The sequence below is a fragment of the Accumulibacter sp. genome, from assembly GCF_036625195.1.
Taxonomy (GTDB): Bacteria; Pseudomonadota; Gammaproteobacteria; order Burkholderiales; family Rhodocyclaceae; genus Accumulibacter.
Genome location: NZ_JAZKUG010000001.1, coordinates 1,984,640 through 1,998,933, shown reverse-complemented (window position 1 = coordinate 1,998,933; position 14,294 = coordinate 1,984,640). Strand labels below are relative to the sequence as shown.

The 14,294-nt window shown below is 61.8% G+C and carries 10 protein-coding genes; 1 reads left to right on the top strand and 9 read right to left on the bottom strand.

Annotated elements, in window-relative coordinates:
- Positions 1 to 50 precede the first annotated feature (50 nt).
- Positions 51 to 1,004: a 1-phosphofructokinase gene (gene pfkB / locus V5B60_RS08645; RefSeq protein WP_332346645.1), complete on the top strand. Its 954-nt coding sequence runs from the start codon at positions 51 to 53 to the stop codon at positions 1,002 to 1,004.
- Here the strand turns inward: pfkB and V5B60_RS08640 are convergent.
- From V5B60_RS08640 to V5B60_RS08600, 9 genes are all read right to left on the bottom strand, one after another.
- Positions 1,001 to 1,891 (bottom strand): DMT family transporter, encoded by an 891-nt coding sequence (locus V5B60_RS08640; protein WP_332346644.1) that lies wholly within the window; start codon positions 1,889 to 1,891, stop codon positions 1,001 to 1,003. The two genes, pfkB and V5B60_RS08640, sit on opposite strands and share 4 nt — an antisense overlap.
- Positions 1,881 to 3,383 (bottom strand): NAD(P)H-hydrate dehydratase, encoded by a 1,503-nt coding sequence (locus V5B60_RS08635; protein WP_332346643.1) that lies wholly within the window; start codon positions 3,381 to 3,383, stop codon positions 1,881 to 1,883. The genes V5B60_RS08640 and V5B60_RS08635 overlap by 11 nt, the downstream gene beginning before the upstream one ends.
- A 321-nt stretch (positions 3,384 to 3,704) precedes the next feature.
- Positions 3,705 to 4,406, bottom strand: a complete 702-nt coding sequence (locus tag V5B60_RS08630; RefSeq protein WP_332346642.1) for a M48 family metallopeptidase — start codon at positions 4,404 to 4,406, stop codon at positions 3,705 to 3,707.
- Complete coding sequence (locus tag V5B60_RS08625) at positions 4,403 to 7,975, bottom strand: type I restriction endonuclease subunit R (protein WP_332346641.1); 3,573 nt, start codon at positions 7,973 to 7,975, stop codon at positions 4,403 to 4,405. The genes V5B60_RS08630 and V5B60_RS08625 overlap by 4 nt, the downstream gene beginning before the upstream one ends.
- A 44-nt stretch (positions 7,976 to 8,019) precedes the next feature.
- The gene (locus V5B60_RS08620; RefSeq protein ID WP_332346640.1) at positions 8,020 to 8,589 is read right to left on the bottom strand and encodes a hypothetical protein; all 570 of its coding nucleotides are present in this window, start codon (positions 8,587 to 8,589) and stop codon (positions 8,020 to 8,022) included.
- Positions 8,571 to 9,488 (bottom strand): hypothetical protein, encoded by a 918-nt coding sequence (locus V5B60_RS08615; RefSeq protein WP_332346639.1) that lies wholly within the window; start codon positions 9,486 to 9,488, stop codon positions 8,571 to 8,573. The genes V5B60_RS08620 and V5B60_RS08615 overlap by 19 nt, the downstream gene beginning before the upstream one ends.
- Positions 9,485 to 10,057 (bottom strand): DUF6932 family protein, encoded by a 573-nt coding sequence (locus V5B60_RS08610; protein ID WP_332346638.1) that lies wholly within the window; start codon positions 10,055 to 10,057, stop codon positions 9,485 to 9,487. The genes V5B60_RS08615 and V5B60_RS08610 overlap by 4 nt, the downstream gene beginning before the upstream one ends.
- Complete coding sequence (locus V5B60_RS08605) at positions 10,054 to 11,376, bottom strand: restriction endonuclease subunit S (protein ID WP_332346637.1); 1,323 nt, start codon at positions 11,374 to 11,376, stop codon at positions 10,054 to 10,056. The genes V5B60_RS08610 and V5B60_RS08605 overlap by 4 nt, the downstream gene beginning before the upstream one ends.
- A complete protein-coding gene (locus V5B60_RS08600) occupies positions 11,373 to 14,024 on the bottom strand; it encodes an N-6 DNA methylase (RefSeq protein ID WP_332346636.1) in 2,652 nt (883 codons plus the stop codon). The genes V5B60_RS08605 and V5B60_RS08600 overlap by 4 nt, the downstream gene beginning before the upstream one ends.
- Between the last annotated feature and the right edge of the window lie 270 nt (positions 14,025 to 14,294).

Below are 14,294 nucleotides of genomic sequence, written 5' to 3'. Positions count from 1 at the left end.
CCCGGCCAGCCTTGGCCCGGCTGCGCAACGGTCCACCGCGGCTACGGCTGATGAGTCTTCCCCTGGCTGTCGCCACCATCGGCCTGAATCCGGCGATCGACCACCACATCGGCATTGCGGGCTTCACCGTTGGAGCGCTCAATCGCGTCAGCCGGGAGGAAATCCACGCCGGCGGCAAGGCGGTGAATGTCGCCGCCTGCCTGGCCGACCTCGGCGTCGGCGTTGCCCTCACCGGGCTGCTCGGCAGCGACAATGCCGAAGTCTTCGAGCGACTGTTTGCCAGCAAGGGAATCTGCGACCGCTGTGTGCGCTTCCCGGGTCGCACGCGCAGCAACATCAAGATCGTCAGCGGCGCGCCGCCGCAGGTGACCGAGATCAACCTTCACGGCTGCTTCCCTGGTGAAGGATACCTGGAGGAAGTCGAACGAGCGGTCGACGTCCTGGTTGCCGACTGCAGCTGTTTCGTGCTCGCCGGCAGCCTGCCGGCCAGCGTCCCCGCCGGCCTCTACCGCGAGCTGATCGCCCGCCTGCAGGCAGCGGGCAAGCGGGTCGCGCTCGACACCAGCGGCGTCGCCCTGCAGCTCGGAGTCAGCGCCCGACCGTGGCTGATCAAGCCGAATCTCGCCGAACTCGAGGAACTGACGGGCGAGCCGCTGCCCGACTCCGCTGCCGCCGCCAGCGCCGCCAGACGACTCGTCGCCGGCGGCATCGAGCAGGTGGTGGTCTCGCTCGGTGAGCGCGGCGCGCTGTTCGTCACCGCCGATCGCTGCCTGCAGGCGATCCCGCCACCGACGATCGTCAGCAGCACCGTCGGTGCCGGGGACGCACTGCTCGCCGGCCAGATCGCCGGCTGTCTGCGCGGCTGGCGGCTGGCGGACAGTGCTCGCCTCGCCATCGCCTGCGCCAGCGCCAAGCTGGGCATGGTCGGCAGCGGTCTGCCGCCGCGGCCGCAGCTCGCGGCGCTGATGGCCGACGTCGTCTTGCGCGAACTCGATCGTGGCTAGCCCGCCAGGCCGCCGGCTCGAGCGCCGACGGCAAGGCTGAGCCCGGCGGCGCCGATGATCAGCATGCCGGCCATCGTCAGCGCATCCGGCAACTGCGCAAAGACCAGCCAGCCGAGCAGGGTGGCCCAGACCAGCTGGCCGTAGAGCAGCGGCGAGAGCAGCGATGCCGGCGTCCGCTGCAGGGCGCGGATCAGCAGGAAATGGCCCACCCCCCCGTACACGCCGAGCGAGACGATGAGCAGCCCTTGCCCGAGGCTCGGCAGCCGTCCATCCCAATGCAAGGACAGCAGCGGCGTCAGCGCCAGCGTGCCGAACAGCGCCGTATGGAAGAGCAGGCGCAGCGGCGGTTCGCTGGCGACGAGCTTGCGCGTCAGCAACTGGTAGGCGGCATAGAAGAGCGCCGCGCCAAGCGCGCAGGCCACCCCGGCAGCACTCAGGCTGCCACCCGGCCGCGCGATCAGCAGCACCCCGCAGAAACCGGCGAGGGTCGCCAGCCAAGTCCGCAAGCCGACCCGTTCATGCAGCAGCGGTCCCGCGAGCAAGGCCACCAGCAGCGGCGCGACGAAGACCATCGCCGTCGTCTCGGCAAGCGGCAGCGTCGTCAGCGCCATCTGCCCGAGCAGCGTCACACCCGCCAGGGTGACGCCACGCAGCGCCATCAGTCCCGGCCGGCGGGTGAACAGGATGCTGCGCCCGAGCCGCGGCGCGACACTCAGCAGCATCAGCAGCAACTGCACCAGATAGCGCGCCCAGACGAGCAGCGGCACGGCGAGGAAGCTGCTCAGGTACTTCGCCGTCGCGTCGAGAGCGGAGAACAGGAACAGCGCCAGCAGGCAGAACAGGACCCCGGTAACCGAGAGCCGCTCGCCAGCGTGGCTATCGGCCACGCGCGACCCAGCGGTTGAACGCGGCGCGCGCGCTGTCGATGATCTCGCCGGCGGTCAGTCCGATCGGCCCACTGCCAGCGGCCACCCGCTCGTCGGCGGCGACGCCGTGCAGGTGCACCGCCGCCAGCATCGCCTCGAGCGCCGGCCATCCCTGTGCCAGCAGGGCGACGATGAAGCCGCTGAGCACGTCGCCGGTGCCAGCGGTCGCCAGCCCGGGGTTGCCGCTGGTATTGACGAACCACTCACCGCCCGGTGCGGCGACGATGCTGCCGCAGCCCTTCAGCACCGTCACCGCGCCGTAGCGCGCGGCGAGTTCGCGCGCAGCGCGCGGCCGATCGTCCTGCACGCTTGCCGTGCTGCAGTCGAGCAGGCGAGCCGCCTCGCTCGGATGCGGACTCAGCAGCGTCGGCGCGGCACGCGCCAGCACCTCCTGCCGCAGGCCCGACTCGCCGGCGAGCAGGTGCAGCGCGTCGGCATCGAGCAGCAGTGGCAGCGGCAGCGAGCAGGCGCGTCGCAGCCATTCCCCTGCATCGTCGCCGCGGCCCATCCCCGGCCCGCAGGCGAGCGCGGTCAGCGGCGCCGCCAGCAGCGATTCCGGCTGCCGCAGCATCAGTTCGGGCTGCAGCGGGTCGATCGCCGGCGCCTGCCCGTCGAGCAGGCCCAGATAGACGCGGCCACTGCCCAGCCGCAGCGCAGCGCGACCGGCGAGAAAGGCGGCACCGACCATGCTCGCCGCACCACCGAGGATGCCGGCGCCGCCGTTGCTGCCCTTGTGCGAATTGCGGGCGCGCGGCCGCAGGTGATCGAGCAGCAGGTCCACGCCGACCGTGCGCGCACTCGCCTTCGCCAGGCGCTCGGCGTCGAGATCCAGCGACGCCACCGAGATCGTGCCGCAATGATCCGGACCGTCACCGGTATGCAGGCCCGGCTTGCCGGCAATGAAGCTGATCGTGTGGCTGGCCCGGATGGTCGCACCGCACAGCCTGCCGGTGTCGGCATCGAGGCCGCTCGGACAGTCGAGTGCGAGCAGCGGGCAGCGGTCGCGCGCGGCAAGTGTGTTGGCTGCCTGAACCAGCTCGCCGTAGCGGCCGGCGACCGGACGCTGCAGGCCGATACCGAAGAGGCCGTCGATGATCATCGCCCAGCGCTCGCCGACCGGGATGCCGTCGAGCAGCGTCCCGCCATCGTCGAGGAAGCGCCTGCACGCCGCCGCCGCGTCCGGCGGCAGGCGGCCAACCTCGCCGGCGAAGACCAGACTGACGGCGAAGCGGCGTTCGCGCAACAGACGGGCGGCGACGAAGGCGTCGCCGCCGTTGTTGCCGGGTCCGGCCAGTACCAGCACCGCTGCCCCCTGCAGGCGGCAGAGCGAGGTCGCCAGCTCGGCGGCCGCGAGCCCGGCGCGCTGCATCAGCGGCTGCTCGGCCGCCAGCATCTCGACGCTGCGCAAGGCCTTGGAATGATAGAGCGGTTGCGAGCGGGTTCCTGTTTTCATGGCCATCCACCCCGAAAAATGAACGTTAGGGCACTCACGGATGAATCGGCAACGCGCGGCCAAGCCAAAGGGCTCCCTGCGATCGAAGCCAACTTGCATGAGTGAAGGAATCCCGAATGGCTTGCGGCCCGGAAAAGCGTGCCGCATTCGTGCAACTTGCAGTGATGCCGCGTCCCGCCGAAACGGCTTGGCCATTGCGGCCAACGTGGCCATGACGGTCGAGAAACCACCCGACGACCACGGTCATGAAGCTTCAAGCGTTGCGAGTCGAAGAACCGTTCGCCAGCGCAGGTACGCCCACCGACCCACACACCAATCGAATCAAACACGATCATACTCCCGCGTAGATTCGAGCAGCTGCGCTTTGCGATCGGCGTAATCGGGAATCAGCGCCTCCAGTCGACGCCAGTAGTCGTCGCCATGATGTGGCGCCACGAGATGGACCAACTCATGGATGATCACGTAGTCGATCAATCGGATTGGAAACTGAAGCAGTCGCCAGTTGAAGTTCAGTCGACCGGACGTGCTGCAGGACCCCCAGCGGTTGCCCAAATCGAGAACCTCGACGGCGCTGGGCGCAAGCCCGTACCGGTCAGACAACAGTGTGACGCGTTCCTTGATCCAAGCCCCGCCGGTTCCCTGAAACCACTCACGGATCAAAGTACGAGCAGCGGCCCGGTCCGTCTGCCTCAACTCGAGCCACCCAACTCGGCACTGCACGGGTTCTGCCTGGTCTGCCACGAAGCGAACGCGGTAGCTTCGGCCCAGGTAGTAGATGGCATCACCACTCGCGTACTCCATTGAAGGTAGTGGGGGGCGAGATGCCTCCTTGATTGCCAGCTTCTGGTGTACCCAGACCAAGCGGCCTTCGACCCATTTTTCCAAGTACTCACGAGGCGTGGCTTCTGGCGCGTAGACCTTGAGCTCGCCTGATCGATCAACGGTTAGACCCAAGGTCCTGCGCCTACTGCTGCGCCTGACCTCAAATAGCAGATCGCCAACCGAGAGCGTTTCCACGCTCATCCCACCAATACCTCATGATTGTGTTTCGCCAGCGCCACCAACTGGAAGGCAAGATCTCGTGCAGCTTGGGCTTGCAGTCCACCCGTGGTCATCAACTGGCGCACCAGATGTTTGGTCAGCATCTCGCGGGCGTAAGCATTCTTCCAGAATCCAACACGTTTGATTTCCTGCCGGATATGGTCGACGAGGTCGACCGTCATGCAGACCAGTTGTTGCTCCCGAGTGGTGTCGAACGCCGCTTTCTTGGATGCCACTTCCAGTACCAGCCGTACAAACGGAACCTGAACATCCGGATCGAGCCCCGGGAAGTCGTTACGGTCGCCCTCCTTCAACTCCTTGATGAACTGTTTGAGTGCCTGTTCCAGCGCGTCCCAGTTGTCCTTGAAGGACTTGAGAATCTCCTTCAGCTTCTCGCTCATCTTCTTGGCGTAGGCTGGGTTCTGGAGTTCAAAACTGACGATGTGATACCGCGCGGCGTGCTGCATCTCGGCCGCTCGGGTCTTCGATGATTTCTGCCCCGCCACCACCTTCTCGAAATCCGTGTCGGTAATCGTGATCGGCGGAATCTTGGGATCAACACCCCTGGCTGCTACGTGCTTGTCGATCAAGGCCCGGACACGCTCTGGCACGCCGAGCAAATTCAGCGTCGAGTCCCGATACAAATTGGCGGCGACCTTGTTGATGAAGCCCAGCAACTTGGCATCGCGGAACATCTCCGGCGTTACCTCCGGACGGTGTTCGAGGATGCTCAGCGTTTCGTAAAAGAGACGCAGCTTGTTGATGAAGTCGGCACGGATTTTCAGGTCGGCGAGCAGGTCGACCGCCGCCTGGACGCCGCTGAGCAAATCCGTTACACCACGATCCGAGAACACCGCCATCACCCGCGCGTGGCGGTCACGCAGCTTCGGCAGCTCGGTATTGATGTCGAGGCCGATGCCTTTGAGATCGTCGGCGTCGTAATCGCCCAAGGCATCATTCAAATGGCGGGCTACCCCGATGTAATCCACCACGTAGCCGCGCGGTTTGAGGCCGCTGGTGCGGTTCACGCGGGCGATAGCCTGCAACAGATCATGCGCAATGATTCTGCGGTCGAGATACATCACCTGCTCGATCGGTGCATCGAAGCCCGTCAGCAGCATATTGGTTACGATCAAGAGGCCCAGTGGGTCGGTTTTCTCCGACTTCGCTGTCGCCAGACGTCGCTTGAAACGCTCGACCAGTTCCTCCTGTTTCTCCTTGTCAGTCCACTTCTTCCACGATTCGGGATCGTTGTGGTTGCCGGACATGACCACGGAAAATTCCAGCGCTCGAATCAGATCAAGCTTCGGATGCACGTCGATCAGGAATCGAGTTTCGGCATCCAACTTGGCCTGGTCGTCCTCGGATAGGGCAAGAATGGCCGGTGAGATGGCCTCCAACTGCGCCACGAGAGCGGCCTTCGCTACCGCGAGTTTCTCGAAATAGATCGCCGCCGCATTGCGGCTGGTGGCGACCACCTGGCCTTTGTATCCCTCAGGCAGCACCACGCTCACGTAGTGCCGAAGCATGTCCGCCGCCTTTTTCTCGATCAGCAGCGGCGCTTCCAGCACGTCGCCCTGTGTCGCGTACTTGGCCTTGATCATGGCGAGTTCAGTATCGGTGTATCCCCGGAACAAGTCCTCGAATACCTGATCGAGACTCGTTGCGTCCTTCACCATGCCGTCGGCAGTGCGGCCCTCGTAGAGGATGGGCACGGTAGCGCCGTCCATCTCTGCATCCTGAAGCAGATATCGGTCGATGTAATCGCCGAAGATTTCCCGCGTCTCCGTTTTTTCCTTGGACAGAATGGGCGTGCCGGTAAAACCGATGATGGCCGCATTCGGTAGAGCCTTGTGCAAGTTCCGATGTAGCGTCCGGGTGTGGGAGCGATGAGCTTCATCGACGAGCACCAGGATGTTCTCGGAGTCGTTCAGCTCGGGGAACCGCTCGAACTGGATTTTCTCCTCGAAGGTGACCTGCTTGAGTTCCTCGATCCGCTCGGGGGCTTTGTTTTCCCCCTGCTCGGCGATGCGGATCTCCTTGCGGGCGATGGTCAATTTGATCTTGTCGGCCTCGCGCCGCGCCTCCTGATCCTGATATTTCTGGATCATGGCGAACACGATATCCGGGGATTCCTCGGCCAGGATCCGCTGTGTCGCGGCAGTCGCCGACTCACGCCGCTGCTTGTCACCCTCGGATGGGCGGACGGTCTCGCCGGTAAGGGAGGCCGTTTCGCGTAATTGCTTCTCCAGGTCGCTGCGATCCGTGACTACAACGATCTTGAACTTCTTGAGATCGTCCAGCGTGCGCATCTTGCGCACCAGGAACACCATCGTCAGGCTCTTGCCAGAACCCTGCGTATGCCAGACGATGCCGCCGCGCTCGTCCCGCTCCGCACCCACGACCCGACTGCGGCCCGTTTTCAGGCGCTCGATGGCCTTGTGCACGGCACGGAACTGCTGATAGCGCGCCACCACCTTGCGCGTCTTGCCTTCTCCCGACTGGAACAGGGTGAAATTGCGGATCACATCCAGCAGATGATCCGGGCGCAGCATGCCAGCGACCAGTATCTGCTGACTCGCCAGGCCCTTGTTGTCGGCGGCGGGTGCCACAGACTGCGCGGCGTCAGTTGAGGTCTCGGGCGCTTGTTGCCGATAGAACAACGGCGTCCCGGCCCGATCTGCCTGCTCCGGCCCGAGCGCACGCAGCTCGGCGGACGCTACCTCCTCGGCCTCGGCTATTTCCTGAGTGCGCGGGATCAGCCCGACTTCCTCGCCTACCTGCGACATCGGCACCGGGCTGGTATCTGCCCATTCCAGATAGGCTTCCGGCGGGGCACCGATGGTCGCCGCACGGGCCTCGAAGAAGTTGCTGGCGATCAGCAGCTGATTGGTATGGAACAGCCGCTCGGCCCCTTCGTCTTCGCTGTACTGTTCGGGATACAACTCCTTGCGCTGATTGGTGTAACGCAGCAGCTGGTTGATCGCCTGGGCGATAGGCGCCTCGATACCTGGGCTCTTGAATTCCGCCACAGCCAGCGGGATGCCATTCACGAACAGCACCGCATCGGGAATGATGTGCCCCCGCCCGCTGGTCAGTTGCACCTTGAACTGGTTGATGACCAGAAAGTCGTTGTTCTCCGGATGGTCGAAGTCAATGTAGCGTAGCGGTTGCTGACGACCAGCGTCCCATCCGGGCAAGCCATCGGTCACCGCACCCTTGAAAAGCAATTCGGTAGCTTGCCGATTCGCCTCCATCAAACGCAGGCCGGCGGTCAATTCCAGTTGGCGAATTGCCCGCTCGATGCGAGCCTCATCCAGCCAGGGCTGCGCTCCATTTGCACCAGGCGGGCCGAGATTGATCTTCCGCAGCGCGTTGGCCAGCCGATCCTTCAGCAGCACCTCACGAAAATTTGCACGCTCGGTGAGTTCGGGAACATCGGTGTCACCGGTCAGCCACTCCCATCCCATCATTTCGAGCTGCTGGCAGAAGGGCTGCTCGACCAGCAGGCCCTCCCATTCGATCTTGTTGTTCTCGCTGCCGTAAGTCATTCGCCCCCCTGCCTGCTACGGACCGCCCCAATTCAGGGCGGGGATCAATGCATCCAGCCCCTCTGCGCCAACTGCATCCAGGCCGCGCGGATATGATCCGGCTTCAAGATGTGCTGCTTGCGCGGGTTCCAGGCGTGAACCACGTTGGTGGCGGCATCCATATCGGCGGCAGGCGCTTCGCCCTGACGACCACCGTAATGCGCAACCCAGTGTACGGTCGCCAGCAGTTCCATGCCGTAGGGAGTTTCAAACCCCTCGATCAGATCGGCAACCTGTTCGAGACGGATCAAGGAATCCCGCTTGTCCGCGAGGAACGCCGAGGCCTGATCGACGGCACCCGGCAACAGTTCGATCTCCGCCTCCGGCCTCTGGCTGTCCCCATAGCCGCGAATGAAATGCCCTGCCATCACCTCCAGCACCTTGTTGAGATTGGGTGCGTAGGGGCCGTAATGCCCGGCCTCGTAATTCAGCCGCAGGGGCTCGCCGGCTTCCTGCAGGAAATAGGCGAGCTTCTGCACCTCCAGCAATGACAGGCTGTAATCGAGCACTTTGTACGCGCTCATCAGACGCAACAGCAAGGCGATGCCATTTTCCATCATACCGGCGCCGCCCATTGCGGGGCTTCGATCAAGACATAACGCGGCCTGCCATTGCCGACCCTCGTCACCATGACCTTGATCCGTGCAGCTTGATGCAGGCGGGCATTCAATTCATCGGCATCCTGAATTACTGGACCAACCTTGCCGCGCACTACTTCATCTTCACCAGCGACCTTGAACTCAAAGGTGCGTCCCTTGGGTAGCACCCCCTGAAACTCTCCGTCGAGGTATTGCTCGTCTTCGCGCAGGTTATCTTGACCAAGCCGCGCCAAGCTATTGCGGACCTGGCCGACATCCGTAAATCGGAAGCCACGATCCCGATACTGCATCGTGCAAATGGCTTCGTAATCAGCCAGGGTTTGGAGAAATGCGCGCACCCTATCCAAGGCACGCGGATCGGTATCGGCAGCCGAGTCGGCTAGTTGATCATCGGTGCCCACTGTGCCCTGCAACAGATTCTGCGTGCGCTCCAACGCTTGCGCTACCGGGCTTGCCTCTTCGAGGGGTAGTTGCCCAACCCGATACTCTTCGAGTTCGAAACCGAAAGACCCCAGTGCGGTGCTTGTAATCAACAATTGATGCTGCTCCCGATTGGGAATCGGCCCCATCGCCGCGAGCGGCGCGGTCAGTGAGGCGGCAACTGCGGCTACTGCTTCCGTGAAATTGCTGACAGCCTTCATTCCGAACTCAGCGAAGATACCATGGCTTCCAATCACTGGCCTGCCATTGAACGTAAGGCGAACACGTGCGGGCTCTCGTTCATCCACAGGCTCTTGGGCCAAACGTTCCTCGATGGCACGGAGGCGGGATTCCGTGCTGATACGCATGATTCGCGCGGAATCGGGCAACTCAGCCAAACGTTCCTGTAGAAACTTCCGCTCGGCCAGCAAATGCATACGATCCTGCTGGTTCATGATTGCTCTCCTGTTCCTTCGAACTGAGCGAGCCAGGCCAGCGCTTCGGCGTCCTCAGTCGGTGCCAGCTCGATCTGTAAAAAACCCTTCCAAGCCTGCGTTCGTCGATGAGACCACATGCTGTACCAGTACGCTGACCAGAACGTCAACTCGCGCGGCGTGACTTGATCAAGTTCTACAAAGTACGCATCGACCTTGAAGCGATCCTTTGCAACGGCCTGATCGAAAAGCCGCGCGTCCTCGTCAGAAACGCTGACATTGGCTGGCGTGTGGAAGAAGGACACCACGTCGATGTCTCGTGGAACACGGCGCTCTATCGTTTCGACGTCCTCAAGAAAACTGCCATCGATCCACTGGAACCCATCGGCGAGACCAAGGCGATGCAGTTCCGCGCGATAACCGAGGAAACCCTTCAGTACCGACTGCCGCTCCGGTGAGGTCGAGAAACGCATCACCACGTCCTTCAGGGATACCGGATAGGGCGAACGATCCGGACTGGTTGGTAGGTCAGGATCAATCGGCGGTAGTAAACCAAGTACGTTCCATGCCGGAATGGCGACTGTGGTCATGCAAGCACCCTTTCGTCTAGTGTTTCCGGAACGCGGACGCGACCGCTAAGAAGGTCGTCAGTCAGACCGATCTTCAGTTGGCATAATTTCGACTGGGTTCTTTCAGCGGCCTCGATGTCCGCGTCTGCTCTATCGAGGATTCTGGCAATTTCATTCTGTTCGTCGATGCTTGGCACCGGGACAAGCATCGCGCCCAAGTTTGATCGGCTAATGCGTAAGCGCGTCGTTCCTGCTGCAAGCAGCGAGCAACGCAACAACATTCCATGCGTATTTAGCCAGCGAACAATAAAACTGTTTACGAGTCGATTTGCATCCGGGCGATAGATTGTCACATCTACAGAAGTAATCGCAGAGCCGAGGTTGTCGGGAACGATGCATGCACGGCCCACAGGGTCTGCCAACCGACAAATCAGAATGTCACCTGGCAATATTGGTTTGCAACGCAGGGCAGCAAAGGACGCTTGAGAGATGAATTTCTTATCATCACTTTTGTCGAGGTACTTGCCGGTACCGATATTTCCAGTTTGGACAAGGCGAACACCTTCGGATCGAATATGCGGCGCCTCAATCCAGTCGCCATCGTTAAATGAGTTCTCAGTCCGAGCTGCGGTCGCGATTAGTTTGTCGATTTTCCATGACCGGGGTAGGCGTCCGATTGGAGTTGTCACAAACTCGTCTGCATGTTGTGCCCCCCTGATGTTTCCATTCTCGTCGATGCCTCTTGTCAGTAGATCGTTCAACAATCCTGACTGCACATGCTTAAGCTTAGTGATAAAGGCGTCGGTGTGCTCTATGGCCTTATCGATCGTGTCGAGAATGCGGGCGATGCGCTCTTGTTCTGCGACTATTGGGCGGCTGAGTCGGATTCGCTCGAAATCTGCCTTTGAAATTTCCAGAAAAGTTGTGCCTGACGCAAGGCGCTCCATTTCGCCGCGTAGCGTCTTAATCTTGTAGTAAGTGAATAACGGATCGCTGGATAGATTTGGAACAATGTTCTTAAACCCTTGGTTTGTCGCGAGTGGGCACGCTGTTATTGCCGCCTCACCCAAAGTCGCACGAGTTGTGACGACAATGGATTTTTCTGGCAACAGGCGGGCGGCACTTCCGGCCAATCCTGCAGCTGTGATTCGTTCTTCCGTCCGACAGAGATACTTGCTTTCAAGTTTGGTTATTTCTCCCGGAGTTACCCAGGGAATATCACCATTCCAGTAGGACGAATTATTCCGACTGGGCGTACCACCCCCGACCACCTCGCCAAGGTTGTCGACGCTGACTTCCTCCCAACCATCTGGCAAAAATTGGGTAGCCATCGCGTTCATTGGTAATCCAACTCCCGGAGTACACGATCCAGATCATGCTCAAGGGATGATCGCTTGTCACGCAAGTCGATCATCGTTACCCGATATTTGTCCCAGACCCATTCGACGTATCCAATCAATAGATTTAACTTGCACGCCAGCACAACTGCTAATGCCTGCTGCACCCGTTCCTCAAGCAGCCTGAGCACCATTGTGGCAGTCTGTTCCTCGCTCATGTCGTTGCAACGCTGGGTCAGAGTGTCGAGAAACTGACTTAACAGTTCCCGATAGCGGGCGCGCGTAGCAGCCAGGTCGGCCTTGATCGTCTCGTAGGGTTCAAGCTCAGTTTGCAGCTCGGCGATCTGGTCGAGCGTCGGCGCGAGCTGAACCTTGAGGCCCGCGTGCTCGGCGGCGAAGGCCGCATTGCCGGTGTGCTTCTTCATGCCGAGTTTCTTTTCCAGTTCCTTGAAGCGCTTCAAGTCCTCACGAATGCTGTCCTTGAATTCCTTGATGCGTCGTTCCAGGTCCTTGGCGTAGTTCCAACCCTCGGCCTCGTCTTCGTCCTCGGGCGGGTTCTGTGCTTCCCACGCCTCCTTCTCGGCCCTCAGGCGGGTGATCTCCTGACGCTCGGCCTCGATCTGGGCCAAGTAATCCTGCATGGTGTGCTGGACCAGCGGGTGGGCAAAGGGATCGAACAGGGGGCCACTCGCTTCGTCGTCTTCCAGCGCGTCGGCGATGGCATCCAGCCAGCCATCGATGACGCCGGAGAAGCCGCGTTCCATCAAGGTCTTGAGGTCGGGCAGACTGTCGTTCCACCAGCCAGCCACCACGCCGGCAAGCTGGAATCGATCCAGCGCACCAATCGGCGACAGTGCAACACCGAAGGTTTCCAGGAACTCGTTACGCACCCCATTGAGGTCACGACGATTGGGCAAATCAGCCAGCCGGTGGCTGTGGCTTGCCCACCAATCGTCGCAGGCCGCGAATACCTGTTCGCGCCGGTCGCGAATGCCAGTGTCGACCTCGATCAACCGGCGGATGGCGGAACGGCTATCCAGTGTATCGGCAAAATCGGCATAGCCAGTTTGGGCGGCAAGGTAATGCGCCGATGGCTCGCGCACGCCGCGCGTACTGGGCACGTCGCCGCCCGTGGGCCCAGCGCGAAGCGCAAACAGGCGCTCAGGGGCCAGGCCGGCCGCCTCGAACAGCGAACGCTTGGCCTCAATCTCGGCGACCGGCACGCCACCTTGCAGGTGTGCCCGGACATCCTGGTGCTCCGGGGGCGGGGCGTTGTCCACGTAACGGCGGATATTGAGGTTGTAATCGTTGTCGGCCAACTCCTGCACGCTTACGGTGCGGGCATAAGCCTGCACGTTCTCGAAGCGCTCGAAGGTGGACACGATCTTCTCTACGTGCTCGGGCTTGAGGTAGTTTTGGGCACGGCCAGCGTGGTATTCGGCATCGGCGTTGATGAACAGCACCTGGCCGCGCCGGGCTGCCGGCTTGCGGTTGGGCTCAGGACGCAGTACCAGAATGCAGGCCGGGATGGTGGCGCCGTAGAACAGGTTCTGTGGCAGTCCGATGACGGCCTCGACCAAGTCCTGCTCGATCCACTTTTGCCGAATCTTCTTTTCCTCGCCTCCACGGAACAGTACCCCGTGGGGCATGACGGTCGCCACCATGCCGGCCGGTCTGCACACCGCCAGCATGTGCTGGGCAAACATCAGGTCGCCCTTCTTGCCGGTAGTCGGGCACCACCCCCAGCGGAAGCGCTCGGGGAATTCCATGTTGGTGCGGGAGTAATTCTGGCTGAAGGGCGGATTGGCAATCACCCGGTCGAAGCGCTCCAGTTCGCCGGCCTCGCGGTGCAGCGGGTGCAGCAGGGTGTCCTCGCGCTCGATGTGGGCGTCGGGAATGCCGTGCAGAATCATGTTGAGTTTGCAGATGGTCCAGGCGGACACATCCAGCACCTGTCCGGCCAGGCGCATATCGGCGCTGTCGCCACCGCACTGCTCCACATATTCCTTGGACAGGATGAGCATGCCGCCCGACCCGCAGGTTGGGTCATACACGCTCATGCCTTGCTGCGGTTTGAGCAGCCGCACCATCAGGCGCACGACGTCACGCGGCGTGTAGAAGTCACCGCCCTTCTTGCCCGCCGATTCGGCGAACATGTTGATCAGGAATTCGTATGCAGCGCCGAGTAGATCGGAGAACTGGAAGTCGCCATTGCGGAAGCGGTAGCGATTGAAGTGACGTGCCAGCGCCCGGCAGTCTTCGTCGTTGATGACGCGCTTGTTGCCGACCTGCTTCATGAAATCGATATGGTCGAGCACGCCTTCCAGCGGGCCATTGTGTTCGCCCAGCTTGGTCAATGCGGTATTGAGCAGCGTGGCGTAGCGCTCGGCGTTGAGATTGTCGACCAGGTATTGCCAGCGCGACTCCCACGGAACGAAGAAGCTGTCGTAGAACATCGGGTCATTGGCGAACGCCTCGCCGTGCTCAGCGATGACCTTCTCCCGCTCGGCCTCGAAAACGTCCGAGGAACGCTTGAGGAACAGCATGCCGAAGATGAAGTCCTTGTACTCCGACGCATCCATCTTGCTGCGCAAAATATCTGCAGCAGCGTAGAGATGCCGTTCAAGCTTGGCGAGTGATAACCGTGCCATTCAGTGGTCCTGTCGTACCGCCGTTTGCGCGGTCGCATGTCTTGTTTTTCTGGCCGTGCCCTGCGTGGGTTTCCCCGGCCAGTCGCCCTTGACCGTCGCGGTGAAGGCAGCGACCCGCATTCAAGCGCCAGTTTCGGAGGTCGATGGCCGGCGGGTGGGCGGGCCCGTAATGATTGTAATCCAGCCGGCGCCCCAGCGGGCATTGCCCCCCTTTGCTTCCGTCGCTTCTTGGCCCTGCTGCTGGCCCCCTCTACCACGTCGGGCGCCGAT

Coding starts and splice junctions, on each gene's coding strand:
- V5B60_RS08615 (WP_332346639.1), bottom strand. CDS start 9,488: ATGAACCAGCAGGATCGTATGCATTTGCTGGCCGAGCGGAAGTTTCTA.
- V5B60_RS08610 (WP_332346638.1), bottom strand. CDS start 10,057: ATGACCACAGTCGCCATTCCGGCATGGAACGTACTTGGTTTACTACCG.
- V5B60_RS08630 (WP_332346642.1), bottom strand. CDS start 4,406: ATGAGCGTGGAAACGCTCTCGGTTGGCGATCTGCTATTTGAGGTCAGG.
- pfkB (WP_332346645.1), top strand. CDS start 51: ATGAGTCTTCCCCTGGCTGTCGCCACCATCGGCCTGAATCCGGCGATC.
- V5B60_RS08620 (WP_332346640.1), bottom strand. CDS start 8,589: ATGGGCGGCGCCGGTATGATGGAAAATGGCATCGCCTTGCTGTTGCGT.
- V5B60_RS08605 (WP_332346637.1), bottom strand. CDS start 11,376: ATGAACGCGATGGCTACCCAATTTTTGCCAGATGGTTGGGAGGAAGTC.
- V5B60_RS08625 (WP_332346641.1), bottom strand. CDS start 7,975: ATGACTTACGGCAGCGAGAACAACAAGATCGAATGGGAGGGCCTGCTG.
- V5B60_RS08600 (WP_332346636.1), bottom strand. CDS start 14,024: ATGGCACGGTTATCACTCGCCAAGCTTGAACGGCATCTCTACGCTGCT.
- V5B60_RS08635 (WP_332346643.1), bottom strand. CDS start 3,383: ATGAAAACAGGAACCCGCTCGCAACCGCTCTATCATTCCAAGGCCTTG.